At 72.8% G+C, this 21,939-nt stretch carries 24 protein-coding genes; 10 read left to right on the forward strand and 14 right to left on the reverse strand.

Annotated elements, in window-relative coordinates:
• Positions 1–56 precede the first annotated feature (56 nt).
• From GBN72_RS19635 to GBN72_RS19650, 4 genes are read left to right on the forward strand one after another with little or no spacing between them, the layout of a single operon-like run.
• Complete coding sequence (locus GBN72_RS19635; RefSeq protein WP_151773138.1) at positions 57–1,052, forward strand: metal ABC transporter substrate-binding protein; 996 nt, start codon at positions 57–59, stop codon at positions 1,050–1,052.
• Positions 1,053–1,084: 32 nt separating this feature from the next.
• The gene (locus tag GBN72_RS19640; RefSeq protein ID WP_151773139.1) at positions 1,085–1,852 is read left to right on the forward strand and encodes a metal ABC transporter ATP-binding protein; all 768 of its coding nucleotides are present in this window, start codon (positions 1,085–1,087) and stop codon (positions 1,850–1,852) included.
• Positions 1,852–2,772 carry a metal ABC transporter permease gene (locus GBN72_RS19645; protein ID WP_151773140.1) on the forward strand — a complete coding sequence of 307 codons (921 nt, stop codon included), beginning with the start codon at positions 1,852–1,854 and terminating at the stop codon, positions 2,770–2,772. The genes GBN72_RS19640 and GBN72_RS19645 overlap by 1 nt, the downstream gene beginning before the upstream one ends.
• Before the next feature lie 58 nt (positions 2,773–2,830).
• Entirely contained in the window at positions 2,831–3,247 is a 417-nt protein-coding gene (locus GBN72_RS19650) for a Fur family transcriptional regulator (RefSeq protein WP_151773141.1), read from the forward strand.
• Between the two features lie 508 nt (positions 3,248–3,755).
• Here the strand turns inward: GBN72_RS19650 and GBN72_RS19655 are convergent.
• Positions 3,756–3,980, reverse strand: coding sequence for a YcxB family protein (locus tag GBN72_RS19655; RefSeq protein WP_151773142.1), 225 nt, complete (start codon positions 3,978–3,980; stop codon positions 3,756–3,758).
• On the reverse strand, positions 3,977–4,327 hold the full coding sequence (locus GBN72_RS19660) for a hypothetical protein (RefSeq protein ID WP_151773143.1): 351 nt from the start codon (positions 4,325–4,327) through the stop codon (positions 3,977–3,979). The genes GBN72_RS19655 and GBN72_RS19660 overlap by 4 nt, the downstream gene beginning before the upstream one ends.
• Before the next feature lie 252 nt (positions 4,328–4,579).
• Between GBN72_RS19660 and GBN72_RS19665 the strand changes: the two genes are divergently transcribed.
• The gene (locus GBN72_RS19665; protein ID WP_246212656.1) at positions 4,580–5,281 is read left to right on the forward strand and encodes a glycoside hydrolase family 11 protein; all 702 of its coding nucleotides are present in this window, start codon (positions 4,580–4,582) and stop codon (positions 5,279–5,281) included.
• A gap of 27 nt (positions 5,282–5,308) precedes the next feature.
• Here GBN72_RS19665 and GBN72_RS19670 read toward each other — a convergent pair whose 3' ends face one another.
• The 8 genes from GBN72_RS19670 to GBN72_RS19705 all read right to left on the reverse strand — a co-directional run bounded on the left by GBN72_RS19670 (position 5,309) and on the right by GBN72_RS19705 (position 13,859).
• A complete protein-coding gene (locus GBN72_RS19670) occupies positions 5,309–6,160 on the reverse strand; it encodes an isoprenyl transferase (RefSeq protein ID WP_151773144.1) in 852 nt (283 codons plus the stop codon).
• Between the two features lie 55 nt (positions 6,161–6,215).
• Entirely contained in the window at positions 6,216–6,962 is a 747-nt protein-coding gene (gene recO / locus GBN72_RS19675; protein WP_151773145.1) for a DNA repair protein RecO, read from the reverse strand.
• A gap of 113 nt (positions 6,963–7,075) precedes the next feature.
• On the reverse strand, positions 7,076–8,227 hold the full coding sequence (locus GBN72_RS19680) for a hypothetical protein (RefSeq protein ID WP_151773146.1): 1,152 nt from the start codon (positions 8,225–8,227) through the stop codon (positions 7,076–7,078).
• 79 nt (positions 8,228–8,306) lie between these two features.
• Positions 8,307–9,284: an SCO2521 family protein gene (locus tag GBN72_RS19685; RefSeq protein ID WP_151773147.1), complete on the reverse strand. Its 978-nt coding sequence runs from the start codon at positions 9,282–9,284 to the stop codon at positions 8,307–8,309.
• 43 nt (positions 9,285–9,327) lie between these two features.
• Entirely contained in the window at positions 9,328–10,287 is a 960-nt protein-coding gene (locus GBN72_RS19690) for an SCO2522 family protein (protein WP_151773148.1), read from the reverse strand.
• Positions 10,284–11,201, reverse strand: coding sequence for an SCO2523 family variant P-loop protein (locus tag GBN72_RS19695; protein WP_151773149.1), 918 nt, complete (start codon positions 11,199–11,201; stop codon positions 10,284–10,286). The genes GBN72_RS19690 and GBN72_RS19695 overlap by 4 nt, the downstream gene beginning before the upstream one ends.
• Positions 11,202–11,204: 3 nt before the next feature.
• Positions 11,205–13,055, reverse strand: a complete 1,851-nt coding sequence (locus GBN72_RS19700; RefSeq protein WP_151773150.1) for an SCO2524 family protein — start codon at positions 13,053–13,055, stop codon at positions 11,205–11,207.
• Between the two features lie 51 nt (positions 13,056–13,106).
• Positions 13,107–13,859: an SCO2525 family SAM-dependent methyltransferase gene (locus tag GBN72_RS19705; RefSeq protein ID WP_151773151.1), complete on the reverse strand. Its 753-nt coding sequence runs from the start codon at positions 13,857–13,859 to the stop codon at positions 13,107–13,109.
• Positions 13,860–14,059: 200 nt separating this feature from the next.
• Between GBN72_RS19705 and GBN72_RS19710 the strand changes: the two genes are divergently transcribed.
• Entirely contained in the window at positions 14,060–14,578 is a 519-nt protein-coding gene (locus GBN72_RS19710) for a GNAT family N-acetyltransferase (RefSeq protein ID WP_151773152.1), read from the forward strand.
• Here GBN72_RS19710 and GBN72_RS19715 read toward each other — a convergent pair.
• On the reverse strand, positions 14,553–15,008 hold the full coding sequence (locus tag GBN72_RS19715; RefSeq protein ID WP_151773336.1) for a protein-tyrosine phosphatase family protein: 456 nt from the start codon (positions 15,006–15,008) through the stop codon (positions 14,553–14,555). The two genes, GBN72_RS19710 and GBN72_RS19715, sit on opposite strands and share 26 nt — an antisense overlap.
• A gap of 152 nt (positions 15,009–15,160) precedes the next feature.
• Here GBN72_RS19715 and GBN72_RS19720 point away from each other — a divergent pair, with 152 nt between their 5' ends.
• Positions 15,161–15,718, forward strand: a complete 558-nt coding sequence (locus GBN72_RS19720; RefSeq protein ID WP_151773153.1) for a SigE family RNA polymerase sigma factor — start codon at positions 15,161–15,163, stop codon at positions 15,716–15,718.
• Entirely contained in the window at positions 15,715–16,695 is a 981-nt protein-coding gene (locus GBN72_RS19725) for a hypothetical protein (RefSeq protein WP_151773154.1), read from the forward strand. Before GBN72_RS19720 ends, GBN72_RS19725 begins: the two co-directional genes overlap by 4 nt.
• 51 nt (positions 16,696–16,746) lie before the next feature.
• Here GBN72_RS19725 and GBN72_RS19730 read toward each other — a convergent pair whose 3' ends face one another.
• Positions 16,747–17,454 carry a TerB family tellurite resistance protein gene (locus GBN72_RS19730; RefSeq protein ID WP_151773155.1) on the reverse strand — a complete coding sequence of 236 codons (708 nt, stop codon included), beginning with the start codon at positions 17,452–17,454 and terminating at the stop codon, positions 16,747–16,749.
• 188 nt (positions 17,455–17,642) lie between these two features.
• Positions 17,643–19,364, reverse strand: coding sequence for a 2-isopropylmalate synthase (leuA, locus tag GBN72_RS19735; protein WP_151773156.1), 1,722 nt, complete (start codon positions 19,362–19,364; stop codon positions 17,643–17,645).
• Between the two features lie 347 nt (positions 19,365–19,711).
• Between leuA and GBN72_RS19740 the strand changes: the two genes are divergently transcribed.
• Positions 19,712–20,776 carry a M4 family metallopeptidase gene (locus tag GBN72_RS19740; protein ID WP_151773157.1) on the forward strand — a complete coding sequence of 355 codons (1,065 nt, stop codon included), beginning with the start codon at positions 19,712–19,714 and terminating at the stop codon, positions 20,774–20,776.
• Positions 20,777–21,146: 370 nt separating this feature from the next.
• Positions 21,147–21,425, forward strand: coding sequence for a protealysin inhibitor emfourin (locus tag GBN72_RS19745; RefSeq protein WP_151773158.1), 279 nt, complete (start codon positions 21,147–21,149; stop codon positions 21,423–21,425).
• A 24-nt stretch (positions 21,426–21,449) separates the two neighbouring features.
• On the opposite strand, the gene GBN72_RS19750 is transcribed toward GBN72_RS19745, so the two are convergent.
• On the reverse strand, positions 21,450–21,803 hold the full coding sequence (locus GBN72_RS19750) for a cytidine deaminase-like protein (protein WP_151773159.1): 354 nt from the start codon (positions 21,801–21,803) through the stop codon (positions 21,450–21,452).
• Positions 21,804–21,939: the final 136 nt, after the last annotated feature.

Raw genomic sequence — 21,939 nt, forward strand, 5'->3', positions numbered from 1 at the left:
GTAGCTTTGACCTCCGTTGTTGACAACGGTTTCCATATTAGTTGAAAATGAGAGTCATGAACGTCCGACGACTCATACCGACGACCGCCGCCGCCACCGCCACGGTGCTCGGCGCCATCGCCCTCACCGCCTGCTCCGGCGGAGAGACGGCCACCGCCAAGAACACCGAGAAGTTCGATGTCGTCGCGTCGTTCTACCCGATGGCCTTCCTCGCCGAGCAGATCGGCGGGAAGAACGTCAACGTCACGACCCTCGTCGAGCCCGGCCAGGAGCCGCACGACCTGGAGATCACCGCCCGGCAGACCGCCGCGCTCACCGAGGCGGACGCGATCCTCTACCTGCAGGGCCTTCAGCCCGCCGTCGACGAGGCCGTCGCCCAGACCGAGGGCCCGGAGCGGATAGACGCCGCCACCCTCACCGAGCTGGAGGAGCACGGCGCCGAGGTCGACGGGGAGCACGCCGACGAGCACGCGGACGAGCACGCCGACGAGCACGAGGGCCACGACCACGGCCACGACCACGCGGCCGGTGCCAAGGACCCGCACATCTGGCTGGACCCGGACAAGTACGCCGAGGTCGCCGAGGGCGTCTCCAAGGCCTTCCAGAAGGCCGACCCGGCCCACGCGGCCGACTACCGGGCCAACACCGAGGACCTGGTGAACCGCCTCGACGCGCTGGACCAGAAGTTCGAGGACGGCCTGAAGGACCGGAAGACCGACGTCTTCCTCACCAACCACTCCGCCTTCGGATACCTCGCCGAGGCCTACGGCCTGATCGAGGAGTCCGTCACCGGCCTCGACCCCGAGTCCGAGCCCAGCGGCGCCCGCGTCAAGGAGCTCCAGCACATCGCGGAGGAGGACGGCGTCACCACCGTCTTCTACGAGACCCTGGTCAGTGACAGCACCGCGAAGACCCTCGCCGCGGACACCGGTCTGCGGACCGACGTGCTCGACCCGCTGGAGGGCGTCACCGACAAGTCGCGCGGCGACGACTACTTCCAGGTCATGGAGTCCAACCTCACGGCGCTGCGGAAGGCGCTGGGAGCCAAGTGAGCCGGCAGGAACCCCACCCTCAGGAGGGCGCCGTGGACGAGCCCGTCATATCCCTGCGCACGGTCCGCGCCGAGCTGGGCGCGAAGCCCGTCCTGCGCGGCATCGACCTGACCGTGCGGCACGGCGAGGTCGTCGCGCTGCTCGGCGCCAACGGCTCCGGCAAGTCGACCACGGTGCGCGCGATCATCGGCCAGGTGCCGGTGGTCTCCGGCGAGATCGACCTGTTCGGCGTGGACCGCCGCCGGTTCCGGCAGTGGTCGCGCGTCGGCTACGTCCCGCAGCGCACCACCGCCGCGGGTGGCGTCCCGGCCACGGTCACCGAGGTGGTCGCCTCGGGGCGGCTCTCCCGGGCCCGCTTCGGCCTGCTCCGCAAGGTCGACCACGTGGCGGTGCGGCACGCCTTGGAGCTGGTCGGCCTCGCCGACCGCGCCAAGGACCCGGTGGACGCCCTCTCCGGCGGCCAGCACCAGCGGGTGCTGATCGCCCGCGCGCTCGCCTCCGAGCCCGAGCTGCTGATCATGGACGAGCCGATGGCGGGCGTCGACCTGGCCAGCCAGGAGGTCCTCGCGGACACCCTGCGCGAGCAGGTCTCCCGCGGCGTCACCGTGCTGCTCGTGCTGCACGAGCTGGGCCCGCTGGAGCCGCTGATCGACCGCGCGGTGGTGCTGCGCGACGGCTGCGTCCTGCACGACGGCCCGCCGCCGAAGGCCCTCGGCCAGCACGCGCTGCCCGGCCACGACCACGTCCACCCGCACGACGACGCGGACGCCGACCACCTCCGTACGGGACTGCTGAGCTGATGGACCTCCTGAACTACGCCTTCATGCAGCGGGCGCTCCTCGCGGCCGTCCTGGTCGGCCTGACCGCGCCCGCCGTCGGCATCTACCTGGTGCAGCGCCGCCAGGCCCTGATGGGCGACGGCATCGGCCACGTCGCCATGACCGGTGTCGGCCTCGGCTTCCTGCTGAACTCCTCGCCGGTCTGGGTCGCCACCCTCGTCGCCGTCGCCGGCTCGGTGCTGATGGAGCTGATCCGCTGGTACGGCAAGGCCCGCGGCGACATCGCGCTGGCCATGCTCTTCTACGGCGGCATGGCGGGCGGCGTGCTGCTCACCGCCCTCGCCCCCGGCGGCACCAACGCCGGCCTGACCACCTACCTGTTCGGCTCGCTCTCCACGGTGAGTTCCTCCGACGTCACCGCGATCTGCGTGCTCGCCGCGCTGGTGCTGCTGGTCACCGTGGGGCTGCGCCGCCAGCTCTTCGCGGTCAGCCAGGACGAGGAGTTCGCGCGGGTCACCGGGCTGCCGGTGCGGGCGCTGAACCTGCTGGTCGCGGTCACCGCGGCGGTCACCGTCACGGTCGCCATGCGGGTCGTCGGCCTGCTGCTGGTGTCCGCGCTGATGGTGGTGCCGGTCGCCGCCGCGCAGCAGCTGGCGCGGAGCTTCGCCGCGACCTTCGCGATCGCGGTGGCGCTGGGCGTCGCCGCCACGCTGGGCGGCACGACCGTCTCGTACTACAACGACGTGCCGCCGGGCGCGACCATCGTGCTGCTGACCATCGGCGCGTTCGTGCTGCTCACGGCGCTGGCAACGCCCCTGGCCAGGCGGCGGGCGGCGGCCGACGCGCGGCGCGCGCGGGACGTGCGGACACCGGTCCCCCAGGACGAGGCCGAGTACGACCTCACGACGTCCGAAGGTCCCGCCGGTCGGCACGGACCCTGACCGCGCACCGCCGGGCTGGCACAATGGCCCGGCGACCCACGAATGTGAGGAGGCAACGGTGACGCCGACCGCCGGATCGCCCGTACGGGGCCGTTCCACCCGACAGCGCGCGGCCGTGGCACAGGCCCTGGACGAGGTCAACGGATTCCGCAGCGCACAGGAGCTCCACGACCTGCTCCGTCACCGCGGCGACTCCGTGGGCCTCACCACCGTCTACCGGACGCTGCAGTCCCTCGCCGACGCGGGGGAGGTGGACGTCCTGCGCACCTCCGAGGGCGAGTCCGTCTACCGCCGCTGCTCCAGCGAGGAGCACCACCACCACCTGGTCTGCCGCGGCTGCGGCAAGGCCGTCGAGGTCGAGGGCCCCGCCGTCGAGCGGTGGGCCGACGCGATCGCCGCCGAACACGGCTTCGTCGACGTCGACCACACCGTCGAGATCTTCGGCACCTGCGCCGCCTGCGCGGCAGCCGGCTGACGGTCCTCTCCCCGGGTAACGACAAGCCGAAGCTCCGCCGCGTCACGGCACCTCGCAGGTGCCCGACACGACGGAGCTTCGGCTTGTCCAGCTCCGCCCTCATCGAGCGGATTCACGGGACTGTCCACGAAGCGCACGCCATGCCGAGATGGACCCGCACTTCGTCGTCCTGCAGCGTTCGAACCCTCACGATGACGCTGTTGTCGCAATCACCGATCCGGTTGCTGTAGCTTCCGCCCTCCATGTCCTCCTCTTCGGGGAGGGTCTGCCATTCCCTCTCCTCGCCTTCGAACGTGCCGCCGAACAGGGCGAGGTCCGCTAGGCCGGAATCAGGCTCCGCCCGTCGCTACACCCGTCTTACATGCGCGGACCGCTCTCCCCCGCAGCCTCACCCGCGTCGGGACCACACCCGAAGCAGGCCAGGGCGGCCAGAACCGACACGAGGCAACCCGCCAAGAATCTTGGTCCGTCGGACGTCACGGTCACCGACCTGAACCCTCCATCCCCTTCAGACGCGCTGCAGATGCTGGTCGAGAAGAGTGCGCAGGCGGTCCAGGGAGATCTGGTCGGGGGCGCCGCGCTTCGCGATCCAGCCGCCCCGTATCCCGGCGCGCTGCGGACCGCGCAGGACGAAGAGACGGTCGGTCTCGACGTAGCTGCCGAAGGCGCCCCACGCCAGGTGGGCGTCCATGGTGGCCGTCGCGGTGCGTACGCCGTCCTCGTCGACCGTCACCCGGCACGGCACCAGCTGGTCGCCGACGGCCCTGGCCTGCCGACGCGCCGACGCGCCGACAGGACGTACACCCAGGGCAGCACCAGCGCTTCCAGCAGCAACAGCGAACCGAAGGCCCCGAAGGCGGTCGACCCCGTGACGGCCGCGCCGGCCACCGCAGCGACGCCCAGGACCCCGAGCACGACCCAGACCGCGGGCCTGCTGACGAGGCCGGCCATACCTCGCTGCTTGCGCGAGAGCACCTTCACCGTCTCCCGGAGATCCTCCACCGTGCTCTCGTACTCGAAGACCACGGCCCCCGGCACCACGTCCTGGCTCACGGCCCACCCCTCTTCCTCACCGGTCAAAGAGCCTGATCGTAGCCACAGCGGAAGGAGGGACCCCGGACGGATGTCACGCCCCCGGGCGGGAGGCCTCCGTGGCCGGCAACCGCCCGCCGGACACCGCGCGCCGTTGACAGCCCAGGACGCCCCGGCCAACACTGCCGAGGAGCCGCCCCGCCGATCGGGGCCGCCGCCCTTCTCCTCGGCCGCGTCGGGCCCGCGGGAGCATGCCGCGCCGCCGGACCTCCGCGGTCGCCCCCCACCGAAGGAGTACTCGTGCACCTGGACCGGACACCCGACCGGAACGTCCCCCACTTATCCGGCCCCAGCCGCAGAAGCGTCCTGGCCCGGGCCGCCGGCGTGGCGCTCGCCGCCGGCCCGGGCTCGCTGCTGCTGCCCGGCACCGCGCACGCGCAGACCGTCACGACGCCGCAGAGCGGCACGCACGACGGCCACTACTACCAGTTCTGGACCGACGGCACCGGAACGGTCGCCATGACGCTCGGCGCCGCCGGCCGGTACACCGTCAACTGGACGGGCTGCGGAAACTTCGTGGCGGGCAAGGGCTGGGCCACCGGCGGCCGCAGGACCGTCCAGTGGTCGGGCGCCTTCGCCCCCTCCGGCAACGGCTACCTGTCCGTCTACGGCTGGGCACGGAACCCGCTCGTCGAGTACTACATCGTCGACGGCTACGGCTCCTACCGGCCCACCCACCCCGACCACCGGGGCACGCTCACCAGCGACGGCCAGGTCTACGACATCTACCGCACGGTGCGGTACCCCAGTGGCGGCACCCAGATCCTGCAGCAGTACTGGAGCGTCAACCGGGGCAGGCGCACCCAGGGCGGCACCGTCACCACCGGCAACCACTTCGACGCGTGGTCACGCGCCGGGATGACCCTGGCCGGCTTCGAGTTCATGATCGTCGCGACCGAGGGTTACCAGAGCAGCGGGCGGTCCGACATCCTCGTCGGCTGACGGCCCGGCGGGGTGGTCCGGCCGGGGTCAGGCCCCGGCCGGGCCGCCCCGCATCGCGGACTCCATGGCGAGGAGCTGCTCGTTGGGGACGGCCCCGCCGAAGCGGCGGTCGCGCTGCGCGTACTCCAGGCAGGCGCGCCACAGGTCTCGGCGGTCGAAGTCGGGCCACAGGACGTCCTGGAAGACCATCTCCGCGTAGGCGGACTGCCACAGCAGGTAGTTGGAGGTCCGCTGCTCGCCGCTGGGGCGCAGGAAGAGGTCGACGTCCGGCATGTCCGGGTAGTACAGGTACTTCGCGAAGGTCTTCTCGTTGACCTTGGACGGGTCGAGCCGGCCGGCCTTCACGTCCTCGGCGAGCGCCTGCGCCGCGTCGGCGATCTCCGCGCGGCCGCCGTAGTTCATGCAGAAGTACAGGGTCAGCTTGTCGTTGCCCTTGGTCTGCTCCTGGGCGATCTGCAGCTCCTTGGCGACCGAGCGCCACAGCTTCGGCATGCGGCCGACCCAGCGGACCCGGATGCCGAGGGCGTCGAGCTGGTCACGGGTCTTGCGGATGAAGTCGCGGTTGAAGTTCATCAGGAAGCGCACCTCGTCGGGCGAGCGCTTCCAGTTCTCCGTGGAGAAGGCGTACAGCGACACCGAGCCGACGCCCACCTCGATGGCGCCCTGGAGGACGTCGAGGACCCGCTCCGCGCCCACCTTGTGACCCTCGGTGCGCGGCAGGCCGCGGTCCTTGGCCCAGCGGCCGTTGCCGTCCATGACGATCGCCACGTGCCCGGGCACCAGCTCGGACGGCAGCTTCGGCGCGCGCGCCCCCGACGGGTGCGGCTCCGGCGCCGTGTACTCGCGGCGCTGCCGCCCCAGGAATCCGCCTACGGCCATGGTGTTCCAGCTCCTCGTCCTCGTGCCTGCCCTGCGGTGTCGCGTGGTGCGGTGCCTACTGTTCCACGAACCGGAGCGACCGCAGACCGCGCTCCAGGTGCCAGTGCAGGTAGGCGGCGACCAGCCCGCTGCCCTCGCGGACGTGCCGGGGCTCGGCGGCGTCCGCGGTCTCCCAGTCTCCCGTGAGCAGTGCGCCCAGCAGCGCCAGGGTGGGGGCGGACGGCACCACGCTGCCCGGCATCCGGCAGTCCACGCAGACCGAGCCGCCGCCGGCGACCGAGAAGAACCGGTTGGGCCCGGGCATACCGCACCGCGCGCAGTCGCCGAAGCTGGGCGCGTAGCCGTTGACGGCGAGCGAGCGCAGCAGGAACGCGTCGAGGACCAGGTGCGGGGCGTGCTCGCCGCGGGCGAGCGTGCGCAGGGCGCCGACCAGCAGCAGGTACTGCTGCACGGCCTGCTCGCCCTCCTGCTCGGTGAACCGCTCGGCGGTCTCCAGCATGGCGGTCCCGGCGGTGTACCGGTCGTAGTCCGTCACGATCGTCCCGCCGTACGCGGCGATGGTCTCGCTCTGCGTGCACAGCGGCAGGGTGCGGCCGACCAGCTCGCTGCCGCGTGCGAAGAACTGCACGTCGACGTGGGAGAACGGCTCCAGCCGCGCGCCGAACTTCGACTTGGTGCGCCGTACCCCTCGGGCGACCGCGCGCACCCGGCCGTGGCCGCGGGTCAGCAGCGTGATGATCCGGTCCGCCTCGCCGAGCTTCTGGGTGCGCAGGACGACGCCGTCGTCCCGGAAGAGACTCATGGCCCCATTCTCCCGCACCCGCCACGGTGCCCCTCAGGGCCCCGCTCGGCGGCCCGGCGGGCGGCCCCGGCGGGCGGCCCCGGCGGGCGGACCTGGCGGGCGGACCGCGGTGCCTAGACGTCGACCATCCAGGCGCCGTCCTCCTCGTCGTCGACCCGGGTCTCCAGGTCCCGCAGGTTCATCCCGGCCTCCCACAGCTCGCGGAACCGCCGCAGCCGCTGCTCGACGTGGCCGGGGCGGGCGATCAGCCGGGTCTTGACGTTGACGTCGCGCAGGTCCTGCTCGATCTCGAAGGAGACGCCCTCGTCGTAGAGGATGAAGTCGCTGGTGGTGCCCCGCTGGAGGTGCGGCGGGAGTTCCTGCATGACCGCCGCGCGCAGCTCGATGCCGAGCAGCTCCTGCTCCTCGCAGAGCCGCAGCAGCTTGTCGTCGAGCATCTCCGCGGACTCCAGGAGGAACAGCCGCTGCACGACGACGCCCCGCTCGATGGCCTCGCGCTGGGCCTGGAGGTAGCGGGAGGCGGGCTCGCTGTTCCAGAACTCACGGTCCACCGAGGTGCTGGTGGCGAAGATGGACCGCTCGGTGGAGTGGGTGAGGGAGAGCATCCAGTCGTGGTTCTCCCCCGCGCACTCGGCGGTGAGGTTGTTGAGGTCGGCCATGTGCCGCACCACCCGCTCCAGCTCGGCGCGGGCGAAGGTCTGCAGGATGTCCGGCCCGGTGGTGAGCACCTCGGCGATGGAGCGCCGGGTCTGCTCGGGGATGGAGTCGGAGGTGACCCGCTCCACGCGGTGGGCGGCGACGGCCTCCACGGGGCCGCCGGGCTGCGGGGAGGGCGCCGCGGCGCGCTGGTCCGCCGCCCCCTTCAGGTCCGCGGAGTGCCGCTCCAGGCTCTCCCGGACGGCGGTGACAGTGCCGTCCAGCACCGCCCGGGTCTCGCCGGCCTGCCGGGCCTGGTCCGCGAGCTGCCGGGACAGTCCGGCGAGGTGCTGGACGACCAGTGCCGCGGCGCCGCACAGGACGGCGAGCACGATCCGCAGCAGCGGCCCGTCGCCGACGTCGAAGGCCGCGGTGACGGCGAGGACCAGCGCCGCCAGGGCCAGGCCGATGCCGGCCCTCCGCAGCCGCAGCGGCGTCCCGGCCGCGCGCCCGGCCGCGCCGCTGGTCCCGTCGGGCCGCGGCGACTGCGGTGCCGCCGACGGCTGCGACTGCGGCTGCGACTGCGACGACTGGGACTGCGGCGACTGCGGTGACTGTGTGGAGCTCATCTCGCTTCTCCCCCCGTTGGGATGTCCGTGATGTCCGGCTGGGCCGGCGGTTCCGGCTGGGCGTGCCGACGGCGTCTGCTCAGGGAGCCATCACCGCCTCCTGGTGCAGCGCGGGGACGGCGTGGAGGGCGAGCTGGTCGCGGATCCGCCGGACCAGGACCTGCCACTGGCGGTTGAAGCCGGGCCGCTCCTCCAGCGCGTCCCAGAGGGCGGCGAGCGACGGTTCGAGGCGGGCCCGGGGCATCCACAGGTGCAGCAGGTGGTCGACGGCCGGCCGCAGCGCCCGCACCACGGCGGTGCCGTCGGCCGAGCCCAGCCGGCTGCCGTCGAGGAGGCGGACGACCGTGGTGAGCAGCCAGTCGTGCAGGGCGAGGTCCTCGCAGAGGCCGGCCACCTCGGCGGGGTCCGCGCCGGGCGGGACGCGCAGCCTGAGGGTGCGCAGCTCGTCCTCGGCCAGGGTGAGCCGCTCGATGGAGGGGCCCGGCGCACCGGGCGCGGCGGGCAGCGCGGTCCACCGCAGCCGGGTGGGCCGCGACTTGAAGGGCGGATGCTGGTCGAGCAGCGGGTGGCGCAGCAGCACGGTGAGCAGGCCGTCGGCGATCAGCCCGACGTCGAGTTCGCCGCGCCGCGCCCCGGCCAGCACGCCCTCGGCGACGGCCTCGCGGGGCAGCCGGCCGAACGGCTCGAGCGTCCCTGGCCGGACCAGGTAGTGCCCCCAGGGGCGGCGGTGGTCGGGGCCGCGGGCGGTGAGGCCGAGCCGGGCGGAGGTCTGGAGCACCCGGCCCTCGGTGAGCGTGCCCCGCACGGCGACCGCGCCGACGGCGCGGACCTTGGCGCCGGTGGCGCTGGGCAGCGGGCAGTCGACGCCGGTGAGGGTGTCCGGGGAGCGGGCGTAGAGGTTGGGGCGTTCGGAGACCAGGACCCGTTCGTCGGCGCGCAGCCGCAGCAGCTGGGCCGCGGCGCGGATGTCGAGGGCCTGGTGCGCGGGAAGCAGGCAGGTGCGGACCTCGCCGCAGAGCAGCACGGCGCCCTCGCCGTCGTTCTCCCCCGCGTTCATGCCACCACCCCCCTGGTGTTCCTGCCCCGGCCCCCGTGCCATGTCACTGTCCCGCGTAGAAGACGTAGGAGATCCGGTCGGCCACGGAGGCGGGGACGGCGACGCCCTCCCCCGCGGACCGCGCGGCGACCTGCTGGAGCGCCCCGGGGTCGACCTCGGTCTGGTCGAGGATCACCCGGACCGCGTGCTCCACCGGCAGGAACCGGTTGGGCAGCACCGAGCAGGTGCGGTAGGCGGCGAACGGGGCGGCCCGGGACCGGAGCTGGAGCAGCGGCGGCATCTCGTCCCAGTCGTCCGGGAAGGGCCCTTCGTGCGGCCGCGGTGTCAGCACCGCCTCGCCCTCGTTGCGCAGCAGGCCGAGCCGGGCGAGCTGCCAGACGGCGGCGAGGAAGGGGCAGGACCACAGTTTCCGGCCGCCGGGGCGTTCGCTCCACAGCTCGACGTCGAGGAAGACGGAGTGCTGGCGGGCCGCGGTCTCCCGGGGCGCCTGCCAGGGGATCGCCTTCTTCATCGCCTGCGGCGTGCGGGCGACGGGGCTGCGTTCGCCGTTGGCGAGCCAGCCGGTCTGCCCGGCGGGCGGGCGGGCCCCGTAGGCGCCGGGCGGCGGCGCCTCCACCAGACGCCCGGCGACCGCCTCGGCGACCGGCGCTCCCTCGGCCTCGGCGCAGCCGGACTCGCGGGCCAGGTAGTCGATGTCCAGCCCGGCCCGCTCGGCCTCGGCGAGCAGTATCGGCACCAGTTCGCGGGGGGTGGAGAAACGGGTGAAGTAGTCGTCGATCAGGAAGCAGGTGGAGATCCGGGGCCGCTTGCCGGTCTCGGCGCGGGCGGTCTCGCGCACCGCCTCGGCCCAGTGGACGACCTGGGCGAAGTGACGGCGCAGCCGCTCGGGTCCGGCCTCGAAGTCCTCCATGTAGAGGTGGCCGAGTTCGAGCGAGAGGTGGGAGAGCGGGACCGCCTGGGTGCGGGGTTCGGCGGTGGTCTCGCGGAACACGGCTTCCGTCATGGCCGCCCCCAGTAGGCGTCGTCGGTGAGGCGGCGGGCGATCTCCTCGATCGCCTCGAGCGTCTCCTTGTTGGCGATCTGCTTGGAAAGCACGTCCTCCTCGGTGATCAGCTGTTCGCGCCACTGGAGGATGGGCTCCAGCGGCACGATGCCGAGGACGACGCTGTCGCCGATGCGGTTGTCGGAGGCCAGGCGGCGCAGGGCCTCGTCGCAGGCCTGCATCCAGGCGGCCTGCGCGGGCGTCACCTGCGACCACAGGGGCGACTCGGGGTCGGGCACGGCGGCCCGTACGAAGCGGATGTGGCCGCGCAGTTCGTCCTTGTCGTGGCCGTGTCCGGCGCCGCACTCGAGGATGCCGAAGTCCTTGTGGACCAGGCCGGCCGCGGCGATGACGTGCTGGCGGGTCCAGCGGTGGAAGACCAGCCAGCGGAAGGGGACGTGGCGCATCCGGGGGTGCGCGGTGGCCGCCAGGACCATGTCCATGGCGTAGCTGCGGCCGGCGCTGAGGTCGACGACGATCAGGTCGAACTCGGTGTTGAGCCGCAGCAGCAGGTCGACGCAGCGCTCCAGGGTGTCCTCGTCGGTGGCGAACTCGCCGCCGCTGATGTTGCCCGGGAAGAGCACCATGCGGCCCGCCTGGTTGGGCCGGTTGCGCAGCACGGGGTGCTCGGTCTGCCGCCACACGTCGATCTTGGCGGGTTCGTTGGTCTCGCCCTCCAGGTAGGAGTGGAGGCCGTTCTCCTGGATGCCGCGGATCGCGCCGGGCACGTCGAAGACGGCGGCGGCGGTGGGAGAGCCGAAGTCGAAGTCCACGTAGGCCACGTGGTCGCCGAGCAGGGCGCGCTGGTAGGCCAGATTGGCACTGGTCACCGAACGGCCGGTGCCTCCTTTGTCGGAGGCGGCGAAGACGAGCACGGCTCACACCTCCTGGGCGGCGGCGTCCCTGGCCTGGGACAGGGTGTCGAGTTCACGGAGCACGGGCAGGGAGAGCGCGAAGGCGGTGGCGGGTTGCTGCTCGACCAGCTCCCGGGCCCGTTCGAGACGGGCCTCGATGGAGCGCATGGCCCGGCCGCGTCCGCCGTCGTCGGTGGGTGCGGCCTCCAGCTGCTCCTTGCCGAACAGGTGGGTGGCCTCGCTGAGCAGGTGGCGGGCGAGGTCGGCGAGGTCGGCGCTGCGGATCGGGTCCTGGTGGTAGAGCTGGCGGGCGGCGACCAGGCATTCGGTGACGCGCTCGGTGACCGACCAGGAGAGCCGGGAGGGGATCCCCTGGAGCTCCGGGTAGGCGCCCTTGATGTCGTCCCAGAGGCCGGTGCCGTCGCCGTCCTCGATCCGGCGGGCCCACAGGTGCTCGAAGATCTGCTCGGCGAGCCGCAGCAGCCGGTCCTGGCTGGTGAGGTTGCGGGAGAGCTCGGCGAGCTGGATGGTCCGCTTGAGGAGGTGGGCGGAGAAGTCGGTCATCCGCCACAGCAGCGGCGGCTGTCCGTTCTTGCCCGCCCCGGAGAGCGGCAGGGTGGCGCCGGGGCTGTGCAGGTGGACGTAGGGGTCGTCGAAGGTGAGCCGGCTGGTGACGCGGCCGCGTTCGGCGAGCCGCTCCATGATGGCGACGGTGCGGGTGAGGTCGTCGTCGGTGGCGCGGCGGCGTACCAGGTCGTGCACGAGGATGGCGGCGACGGTGAGCGAGTAGTACTCGGACTCCAGCTGGAGGCCGGTGGTGCGCCAGGGCAGGTCCTCCAGGGGCCAGCGGGCCTCACCGAAGCGGGCGATGCGGGACCAGTACTGCTGGCTGATCTCCCACCGCAGGCGCAGCGCCTCGGCGAGCTTCTGCTGGTCGGAGTCGAGCAGGCCCAGGGTGAGGGTGCGCTCGGAGAAGAGGTCCTGGATACCGTCGAGGGCGATGACGGTGAAGTACACGTAGGGCAGGTTGTCGGCGACGCCGGGCGGCTGGCTGACCGGCGGCTCGGCCAGGTCGGTGATCTCGGGGGCGTCGCGGACGATGCTCCAGGCCCAGCCGCACTCGAAGAGCTGGTTGTCGTCCCGCAGCATCTCCTCGACGTCGATGCCGAGGATGAGGCTCTCGCCGATGGTCGCCCGCAGCGCCTTGAACCGGCGGGAGAACTGCTGGATCACCGCGCGGTCGGACTGGCGGCCCTGGCCGATCAGCTGGACCAGCCGCTTGCCCTGGTCGGACTCGGGCTCGAAGACGTTGACGCTGAACGACCGCAGCAAGCTGACCATGGCGGCGGTCAGCCGGGCGCGGGTAGCCTCTCTGAGGTCCTCCACCGCCTGGCGCACGTCGCTGCGGGCGGTGGTGTCCTCGTAGACCTTGAGGAAGCCGAGCGCGGCGAGGCAGAGCGTGATGGACATGGAGTACGAGTCCACGACGCCCCACTGCCGCTGTTCGGGGGTGACCTGGTCCTCGGACCTCCGGGGCCGGAAGTAGTGCCCGCCGGCGAAGGTGGGCTCCCCGTCGGGCCCGGTGTGCTTCTGCATGAACTCGCTGAGCACGGTCACGATGTTGGCCGGAATCTCCAGCCGGGTGCCGACCTGTTCCAGCGCCCGCAGGACGTCCCGTTCGGTGGTGTCGGGCTGGTCGAGGCGGAAGGCGGGGATCTCCGTCGCGGGATAGAGCAGGCACAGCAGCCGCTCGGCGTCCGCGACGGAGCTGACTCCGCCGAGCTCCCCCCAGGTGAACTTGCCCCCGTCCTGGAAGGAGTGCCGGCCGATGGCCCGCCAGATGTCCAGCAGGTGCTGGCGCGGTTTGATCTGCATTCCCCGTACCCCTCACAACAGATCAACCGGGCGGCCTCCCGCCCGGCTCGTTCAGTCGGACCTGCGGAAGCCGAGGGCCAGCAGCATGCCCTCGTGGCCGTCGCGCAGGGTGAAGTCCAGCTCGTGGTAGGTGACCTTCTGCGCCAGCGGGTCCAGCGCCCTGGCGACCTCCGGCTGGTCGACCTTGTACGCCGGGAACTCGTAGGAGCCCACCTCGTAGCCCTCGGACTGGAGCATGAAGGCCGCGGCGAACGGCGCGCCCGGCTCGAGGACCCCCAGGAAGCGGTCGACCGCCGCCAGGAACTCCTCACGGGAGCTGGACATGGACTCCGCGACGAAGAACATCGCGCCCACGCCCCAGCGTTCGGCGCTGCCGCCGAGCTCCAGCAGGTCGCCGGGGCGGGGGTCGGCCGCCTTGCCGAACCGCTCGCGCCGCTCGGCGTGCACCGCCTTGTACTCGGGGTACGCGGCCAGTTCGTCCCAGAAGGCCTCCCAGGCGGTGTCGAAGCCGCCCTCCTCGAGGTCCGCCTGCCTGCGCAGGTAGTCGAGGTTCTTGGGGCCCTTCTCCAGCAGCGTGATGTCCGAGCACCAGGGCAGCATGCACAGCGCCGGGTAGAGGTTGGCGCCCGCGCCCACGTCGACCCCCTTCACCGGCCCGTGGAGACCTCCGCCGAAATGGTCGATCAAATGCTTGCCGACCAGGCGGACGATCTGCTTGTCGACGTCAAGTGGGGTGGCATAGTTCCGCTTCACATAATCATCTGGGCAGAACTGGTCCCATGGTGCTTCAGAATTGAGGGCCATTTCTAGAAAATACCAACGCCAGCTGCCCTCCGAACCCCCAACGCCAGGCCAACATAGCAAAGTCGGCCCCAGTCCACGCACCGTGGCCCCTCCATCAACACGCTTGCATGGAACGGGACTTGATGGGAAGGCTTTCCACACCCCCACCGGCTCCGGCCGGCCGCCCGCGCACTGGATTCACTCGAAGGTGGTGCGCCCGCATGACCGCTTACACGGAGGCCCTTCCCTCCGCCCCGCCGGAGCTGGTCCTCCGACGCGCGGAGGAATCGGATCTTCCCGAACTGCGCCGTCTGGACCATGAGATCTTCGGCCAGTTCGCCTACCCGCCCTTTCTCCTCCGCCAGCTCTTCGATCTCTACCAGCGGCACTTCCTGGTGCTGGACGACGGCTCCGGCCTGCTGCACGGCTATGTGCTGGCCGGGACCGACGCGCTGAGCCAGGACTGCTGGATCCTGGGCCTCTGCGTCACCCGGGACCGCCGGGGGCGCGGGCTGGGCCGGGACCTGATGCGCGAGATCCTGCTGCTGCTGCGCGACGCCGGGATCGGCGTCGTCCGGCTGACCGTGGAACCGGCCAACAGCGCGGCCATCCTGCTCTACCGCTCCCTCGACTTCACCTGCGAGGAACCCGACGGCGGGATGCGTCCGGACTACTTCGGGCCCGGCCAGGACCGTCTGGTGATGCGGCTGGACCTCAGTCCCGCCGGGCCGGCGCGCTGAACCGCCGGACGTAGCGCCGCTGCCACGGCGTCTCCACCGCGTGCGGGTGGTAGTGGCGGCGGACCCAGGCCACCGCCTCGGCGGGCGCCACCCCGTCGAGGACGGCCAGACAGGCCAGCGCGGTCCCGGTGCGTCCGCGCCCGCCGCCGCAGGCGACCTCCACCCGGCGGTCCGCGGCCAGTTCCCACACCTCCGCCAGCGCCGACCGGGCCTCCTCCCGGTCGGCCGGCAGCCGGAAGTCCGGCCACCTCAGCAGCCGGGCCTCCCAGGGCACCTCGGGTGCGCGGCGGGCCTGCAGGTACAGCCCGAACTCCGGCACGGGCCCCGGCGGCAGCGCGTCCCGCAGCCCCCGTCCCCGGACCAGCCGCCCGGACGGCAGCCGCACCACCCCCGGGCCGTCCCCGGGCCAGCCCTCCTGCCGCTCCGGCATCTCCCGCATCCCCCGCCGCTCCGGCATCCCCTGTCGCTCCGGTCCGTCCGGTCGTTCCGGCCTCTCCGTCATGCCTTCATCGAACCCGTCCCGCGCACCCGGGGCAACCTGATCGGACGGGAGTGCGGTCAGGAGGGGTGAGGAGGTCTTCGATGCAGACCGAACTGGAGGACCGGTTCCAGGAGTTCGTCCAGGCCCGCTGGCCCCGTCTGGTGCGGACCGCGTACCTGCTGACCGGTGACCGGCACCTGGCCGAGGACCTGACGCAGACCGCGCTCGCCAAGGCGTACCGCTCCTGGCGGCGGGTGCTGCGCGCCGACAGCCCGGAGGCGTACGTCCGGCGGATCCTGGTCAGCTGCAACAGCGACCGGTTCCGCAAACGCCGCGTACCGGAGGCGCTGACCGCGTCGGTACCCGAGCGGGCGGGCCGGGACGAGGGCGAACGGGTGGACACCCGCGGCACGTTGCTGGCCGCGCTGGCCGCGCTGCCGGCCCGCCAGCGGGCGGTGATCGTCCTGCGCTACTGGGAGGACCTGTCGGAGAGCGAGACGGCCGCGACGCTGGGCTGCTCGGTGGGCACGGTGAAGAGCCAGGCCGCCAGGGGCCTGGCGAAACTGCGCGCCGCACCGGGACTGGCCCAGGCGCTGGACGGCACGGCCACGACGACGACCCCGCCCCTGGGGGCGGGACACGGAGGGGGAGGACGATGAACGAGGACGAGACGCGCGGCGGTCACGCGACGGCGCGGGAGGACGCCCTGCGCACGCTGCTGGCCGAGGACGCCGCGGCGCTGACCCCGGCCCCGGCGCCCTACGAGAGGATCCGCCGCCGCGGCCGGGCCGCGCGGCGTCGCCGGACGGCCGGACTGGGCGCCGCGCTGGCCGTGCTGGCGGTGGCGCCCCTGGGTGCGTACGCGCTGACCGCCCCCGCCGCCGCCCCGCTGGACCGGGCGGCTCCCGACACCGCGGTGGCGGGGCCCGGAGCGGCCCCGGAGCGCCCGGCGGGACCGGCCCGCCCGGCGACCGAGGGGCAGCTGCTCGACGGGATCACCTACGAGCAGGCATCCAGGGGGCTGCGGGAGTGCCTGGCCGGCGACCGCCTCTGGAACGACGACCCGGCGAAGGGCCGCCCGGCCCCGGACGGGCAGCGGGCCCCCTCCGGCGCCGTCACCGGGGAGCAGGACCCGCCTCCCGCCGAGGACTTCCGGCTCCTGCTCGCGATGCGGGCGACCGGGGACTCCAACGCCGCGGGCGACGGCTTCTTCGTCGTCGCCGTGGACGGCCAGGCCCGGCCGGACCGGGCCGACCGGCTCATCTGCACGCTCAAGAACGGCCAGGTGCCCGGGGTCAACCGGAGCAGCGGCGACATCGCTCCTCCCGACGCCGGACCCGTGGTCCCGGACGCCAACGCGGGCCGGCTCCACAGCCAGTCGGTGCTGAACCGGGGGGACTGGCGGCTGCCGTTCCGGTGGGGATCCGTCGGCACGGTGGAGCCCTCGGTCGCGCGGGTCACCGTCGAGTACGGCGGCGAGGCCGAGGAGGCCGTGCTGGACGGCGGCTGGTTCGTGGCCGCGGGCGAACTCGACCGGCAGGTCACCCTGTCACCGCGCGTCAAGGGCTACGACGCCGCGGGGAAGCTGGTCTACGACTCCGACCGGGACCGCTCCTACCAGCGCACCCTGCCGTAGCCGCCCGGGCGCCGCGCGCCCTGCCGTAGCGCCGCCCGGGCGCCGGGGGCCTCAGGACGGTGTGCGGGCGGCGGACTCCAGCAGCCGCGAGACGTCCTCGCCGGGCAGGGTGAGGGCCGCGCCCACCATGGCGAGCGCCTCGCGCTCGGCGGGGCGGTAGGGGCCGTCCGCGAGGGCGACGCGGGCGGCTTGGAGGAGAATCGATTCACGCCCGGCCGGCGCGAGGTGCGGGGCCAGCGGGGCCAGGGTCTCGTGCAGTTCCAGGGCGATCCCGGTCTCGCAGGGCCGGCCCAGGCAGCGCGAGGCGGACTCCTCGTCGATCACCCGGACCAGCAGGGCGAGCTGGTCGGCGGTGCAGTCGTCGCTGCCCGCGGCCCGCGCGCCCTCGGCGGCCGCCTCCAGGGCCGTGCGGGAACCCGTCCCGCCGGCCGCCAGCACCGCCAGGGCCACCGTGTGCACGGCGTCCCGCAGCATGGCGGAGAACCGGGCGGTGGTGGGGTGGTCCAGGACCTCGGCGCCGAACCTGCCGCCGCAGGCGGCGCACTCGACGACCGGCCCGGTCTCGCCCCGGTCGAGCAGCGGGACGCCGAGCACGGTGAGACGTACCTGTCCGCGCATCCGCTGGTAGTTGCGGTCACCGCCGCATCCGGGGCAGAAGAACTCGCCCTCCCCGGCCTCCGTCCAGGTGGTGCGCAGCCCCGTCATCCGCGGCCCGCGCCCGGGGCGCCGCCTGCCGTCCCGTCCGCTCCCTGGCAGCACGTCGCACCTCCGTACGGGTAGCCGCGGCCACGTCGCCGCACTCGGCGTGATGTTAGCCACATCACTGAGGCCCCGTCAGTACCCCGGACGGGACCTTTCCGTGATCATCCGGGGTCAAGTGGCCGGAAATGGCCGGGGCCGCACGCCGGTGTACGACGTGCGGGCCCCGAAACCGCCGGTGCGGATGATCAGCGGGCCGAGCGGTTGACGGCGGAGACGACCGCCTTCAGCGACGCGCGCGTCGTGTTGGGGTCGATTCCGATGCCCCACAGGACCTTGTCGCCGACGGCGCACTCGATGTACGAGGCGGCCTGCGCGGAGGCGCCCTCGCTCATCGTGTGCTCCTGGTAGTCCAGCAGGCGGACGTCGACGCCGATGCCCTGCAGCGCGTCGAAGAAGGCCGAGATCGGACCGTTGCCGGTACCGGTCAGCACCGTCGGCTCGCCGTCGACCGTGCAGCGCACGGTGAGGGTGTCGACGCCGTCCTGGTCGGTGGTGGACTGGCCGGTCTCGACCTGGATGCGGCCCCACGGGTTCTCGGGGTTCGGCAGGTACTCGTCCTGGAAGATCTCCCAGATGTTCTTCGGCGTGACCTCGCCGCCGTCGGCGTCGGTCTTGGCCTGGATGATCTTCGAGAACTCGATCTGCATCCGGCGCGGCAGGTCCAGCTTGTGGTCGTTCTTCAGGACGTAGGCCACGCCGCCCTTGCCGGACTGGGAGTTGACCCGGATGACGGCCTCGTAGGAGCGGCCGACGTCCTTGGGGTCGATCGGCAGGTACGGGACCGCCCACTCCAGGTCGTCCACCGTGACGCCCTTGGCCGCGGCGTCGGCCTCCATGGCGTCGAAGCCCTTCTTGATGGCGTCCTGGTGGGAGCCGGAGAAGGACGTGTAGACCAGGTCGCCCACGTACGGGTGGCGCGGGTGGACCTCCATCTGGTTGCAGTACTCCCAGGTGCGGCGGATCTCGTCGATGTCCGAGAAGTCGATCTGCGGGTCGACGCCCTGCGAGAACAGGTTCATGCCCAGGGTGACCAGGTCGACGTTGCCGGTGCGCTCGCCCTGGCCGAACAGGCAGCCCTCGACGCGGTCCGCGCCGGCCATGACCGCCAGTTCGGCGGCGGCGACGGCGGTGCCGCGGTCGTTGTGCGGGTGCGCGGACAGGCAGACGTACTCACGGCGGGACAGGTTGCGGTGCATCCACTCGAACCGGTCCGCGTGCGTGGACGGCGTCGAACGCTCCACGGTGGCGGGCAGGTTGAGGATGATCTCGCGGTCCGGCCCGGGCTGCCAGACGTCCATCACGCTCTCGCAGACCTCCAGCGCGAAGTCCAGCTCGGTGTCGGTGAAGATCTCCGGGCTGTACTGGTAGCCGAACGCGGTCTCGTCGCCCAGCAGCTTGTCGGCGTACTCCATCACCAGGCGGGTGCCGTCGACGGCGATCTGCCTGATGTCGTCCCTGGAGCCGCGGAAGACGACCCGGCGGAAGACCGGAGCGGTGGCGTTGTACAGGTGGACCGTGGCCCGGCGGGCGCCCTTCAGGGACTCCACGGTGCGCTCGATCAGGTCCTCGCGGGCCTGGGTCAGCACCGAGATGGTGACGTCCTCGGGGATGGCGCCCTCGTCCTCGACGATCGAGCGGACGAAGTCGAAGTCCGTCTGGCCCGAGGCGGGGAAGCCCACCTCGATCTCCTTGTAGCCCAGCCGGACCAGCAGGTCGAACATGGCGCGCTTGCGCACCGGGGACATCGGGTCGATCAGGGCCTGGTTGCCGTCGCGCAGGTCGGTGGAGAGCCAGCGGGGGGCGACGGTGACGCGCTGGTCGGGCCAGGTGCGGTCGGGGATGTCGACCTGCTCGTAACGGCCGTACTTGCCGATCGGCATCGAGGAGGGCTTCTGGCGGTTCACCATGGCGGTTTCGGCTCCTTGGGTGTCCGGTGGACGAAGAGGTCCTGGAGGACGGCCGACTGTCGGCAGCAACGCCGGACACCGCGGGGAGGGGGTCGGCCTGACGACTTACAGACCCTCGCCGCGGCAGCTAAGGAGGAGCAGCCCGTACCGCATGATGTGCCGCAGCCTAGCCGAGCCACGCCACGATGCGTGGACGTGTATCAGTATGCGGGACCCAGGAGATCAAACGGGCAAAAGGTGCCCGAGACCACAAGGGAAGCGACAACTTCGGGCATCGTCGGCGATGTTGGATCACTTACCGTCACAACTAGTGACTTTCCCCTCACTCAAAGCGACCATGGGGAGGTATGAGCACAAACCGGGTCTTCTGCACGATCATCCCCCCGCACATCCTCGACACCCTCTCCCGGAACACCGACGAGCTCCTCTCCGGGCCCGCCCGCCGCACCCGGGAGCGCGACTCCCTGGAGCGCACCCGCCGCCGCCTGAACGCGGTGGCCGGCGCCCGGATCCTCGCCCGCCCGGAGGCCGCCGAGGACGGCAAGCCGCACCGCACCATCTACGACGCGCAGCAGCGCGAGACCCTCCCCGGGAAGAAGGTCCGCACCGAGGGCCAGGAGCCCGGCCAGGACGCCAGCGTGAACCGCGCGTACGCGGGGCTGGGCGCCACCTTCGACCTGTTCCTGAAGGTGTACGGCCGCGACTCCATCGACGGCAGCGGCCTGCCGCTGGACGCCACGGTCCACTACGGCGAGGAGTACGACAACGCGTTCTGGAACGGCGAGCAGATGGTCTTCGGGGACGGCGACGGCGAGGTCTTCCTGGACTTCACCATCCCCGTCGACGTGATCGGCCACGAACTCACCCACGGCGTCACCCAGTACACCGCCAACCTCGAGTACTACGGCCAGTCCGGCGCGCTCAACGAGTCGGTCTCCGACGTGTTCGGTTCCCTGATCAAGCAGTACACCAAGGGCGAGACGGCCGCGGAGGCGGACTGGCTGATCGGTGCCGGGCTGCTCGCGCCGCGGGTCACCGGCAAGGCGCTGCGCTCCATGAAGGAGCCCGGCAGCGCGTACGACGACGACGTCCTCGGCAAGGACCCGCAGCCGGGGTCCATGGACGACTACGTGGACACCCGCCAGGACAACGGCGGGGTGCACATCAACTCCGGCATCCCCAACCGGGCGTTCCACCTGGCCGCCACGGCGTTGGGCGGGCACGCCTGGGAGAAGGCGGGGCAGGTCTGGTACGACGTGCTCACCTCCGGCGACCTCAAGGCGGACGCGGAGTTCGCCGACTTCGCGCGGCTCACGCTGAAGGCGGCGGTGACGCGGTTCGGGGAGGGCGCGGAGGCCCAGGCGGTCGAGAAGGCGTGGCAGGAGGTGGGCGTCCTCAGCCGCGAGGCGTGACCCGCTCGTCCCTCTTGCGCGGCGAGCGCGGCCCGGCGGGGCGGGGCCGCGGGGCCCGGCAGCGGGCTGCGGGCAGCGGGCCCGGCAGGGCGGGCAGGGCGGGCAGGGCTGCCGAGGTGGTCCGGCGCTCGCCCGGGCGGGCCTCTCCGTCCAGGGCCATGCTCCGGCTGCCGGCTCCGGCCGCGGAGCGGGCGGGGCCGGCAAGCGGCGTCCGGCTGTCGAGGGTCCGGCGCCCGCTCGGGCATGTCTCCCCGACCGGGCGGGCGCGGCCGGCGGGGCGGCGCCGAGAAAGGGCGGCGGCGGCCGCGCCGAGTGGTGACGTCGGCCGGACAGGGGCGCGGCAGGGGGCTCGATGCGTTAGACAGGTGCCATGCGTATTGAGGTGACGCGGTCGGGCGGGTTCGCGGGGGTGGTACGCCGCGCGGTGGTGGACACGGCGGAGCTGCCGGACGCCGAGCGGTGGCAGGCCCTCGCGGAGGAGGCCCTCGCGGACGGGGCGGGGCCGTCCCAGGCGGACTCCCCCGTCCGGGACGGCTTCCGTTACGAGATCACGGTCGGCGACCGGGTCGTGGAGACGGGCGAACGCGACCTGACCCCCGCGCAACGCGAGCTCACCGCCCGCGTCCTGCGCGAGGGCGCCCGGGGCTAGCCGGGCGGTCAGGCGGTCAGGCGGTCAGGCGGTCAGGGTCTCGCGGACCGTTCCGTCGGGGCCCGCGACGAGGACGGGCGTGCCCGCGCCGCCGAGGTCGCGGACGGCGGCGACGTCCTCCGCGGGGAGGGCGGTGTCGGTCACGACCGCCGCCGCCTCCAGGGACCGCGCGCCGGAGGCCACGGCCATCGCCACCGCGGTCCGCAGCGCGCTGAGGTTCAGCGACTCCAGGCCGACGGTCCCGGCGACATACGTCCGCCCCGTCTCGTCACGCACGGCGGCCCCCTCGGGCACGCCGTTGCGGGCCCGCGCGGAGCGGGCCAGGGTCACGATCTTGCGGTCCTCGGGGTCGAGGTCGAGCGCGCTGCTGTCGGTCATGGTCCCGAGCATACGAACCCGTGGCGCCGCATCCGGCGTCGGCCCGGCCCACGCCCGGCGCGGTGGGCCCGGCCCCGGCCCGGCCGTAGGCCCGGCGTCATGCCCGGCGTCGGTCCCCGGCGCCGGGCCCGGTGGC

The organism is Streptomyces abyssomicinicus, assembly GCF_008974245.1.
GTDB lineage: Bacteria > Actinomycetota > Actinomycetes > Streptomycetales > Streptomycetaceae > Streptomyces > Streptomyces abyssomicinicus.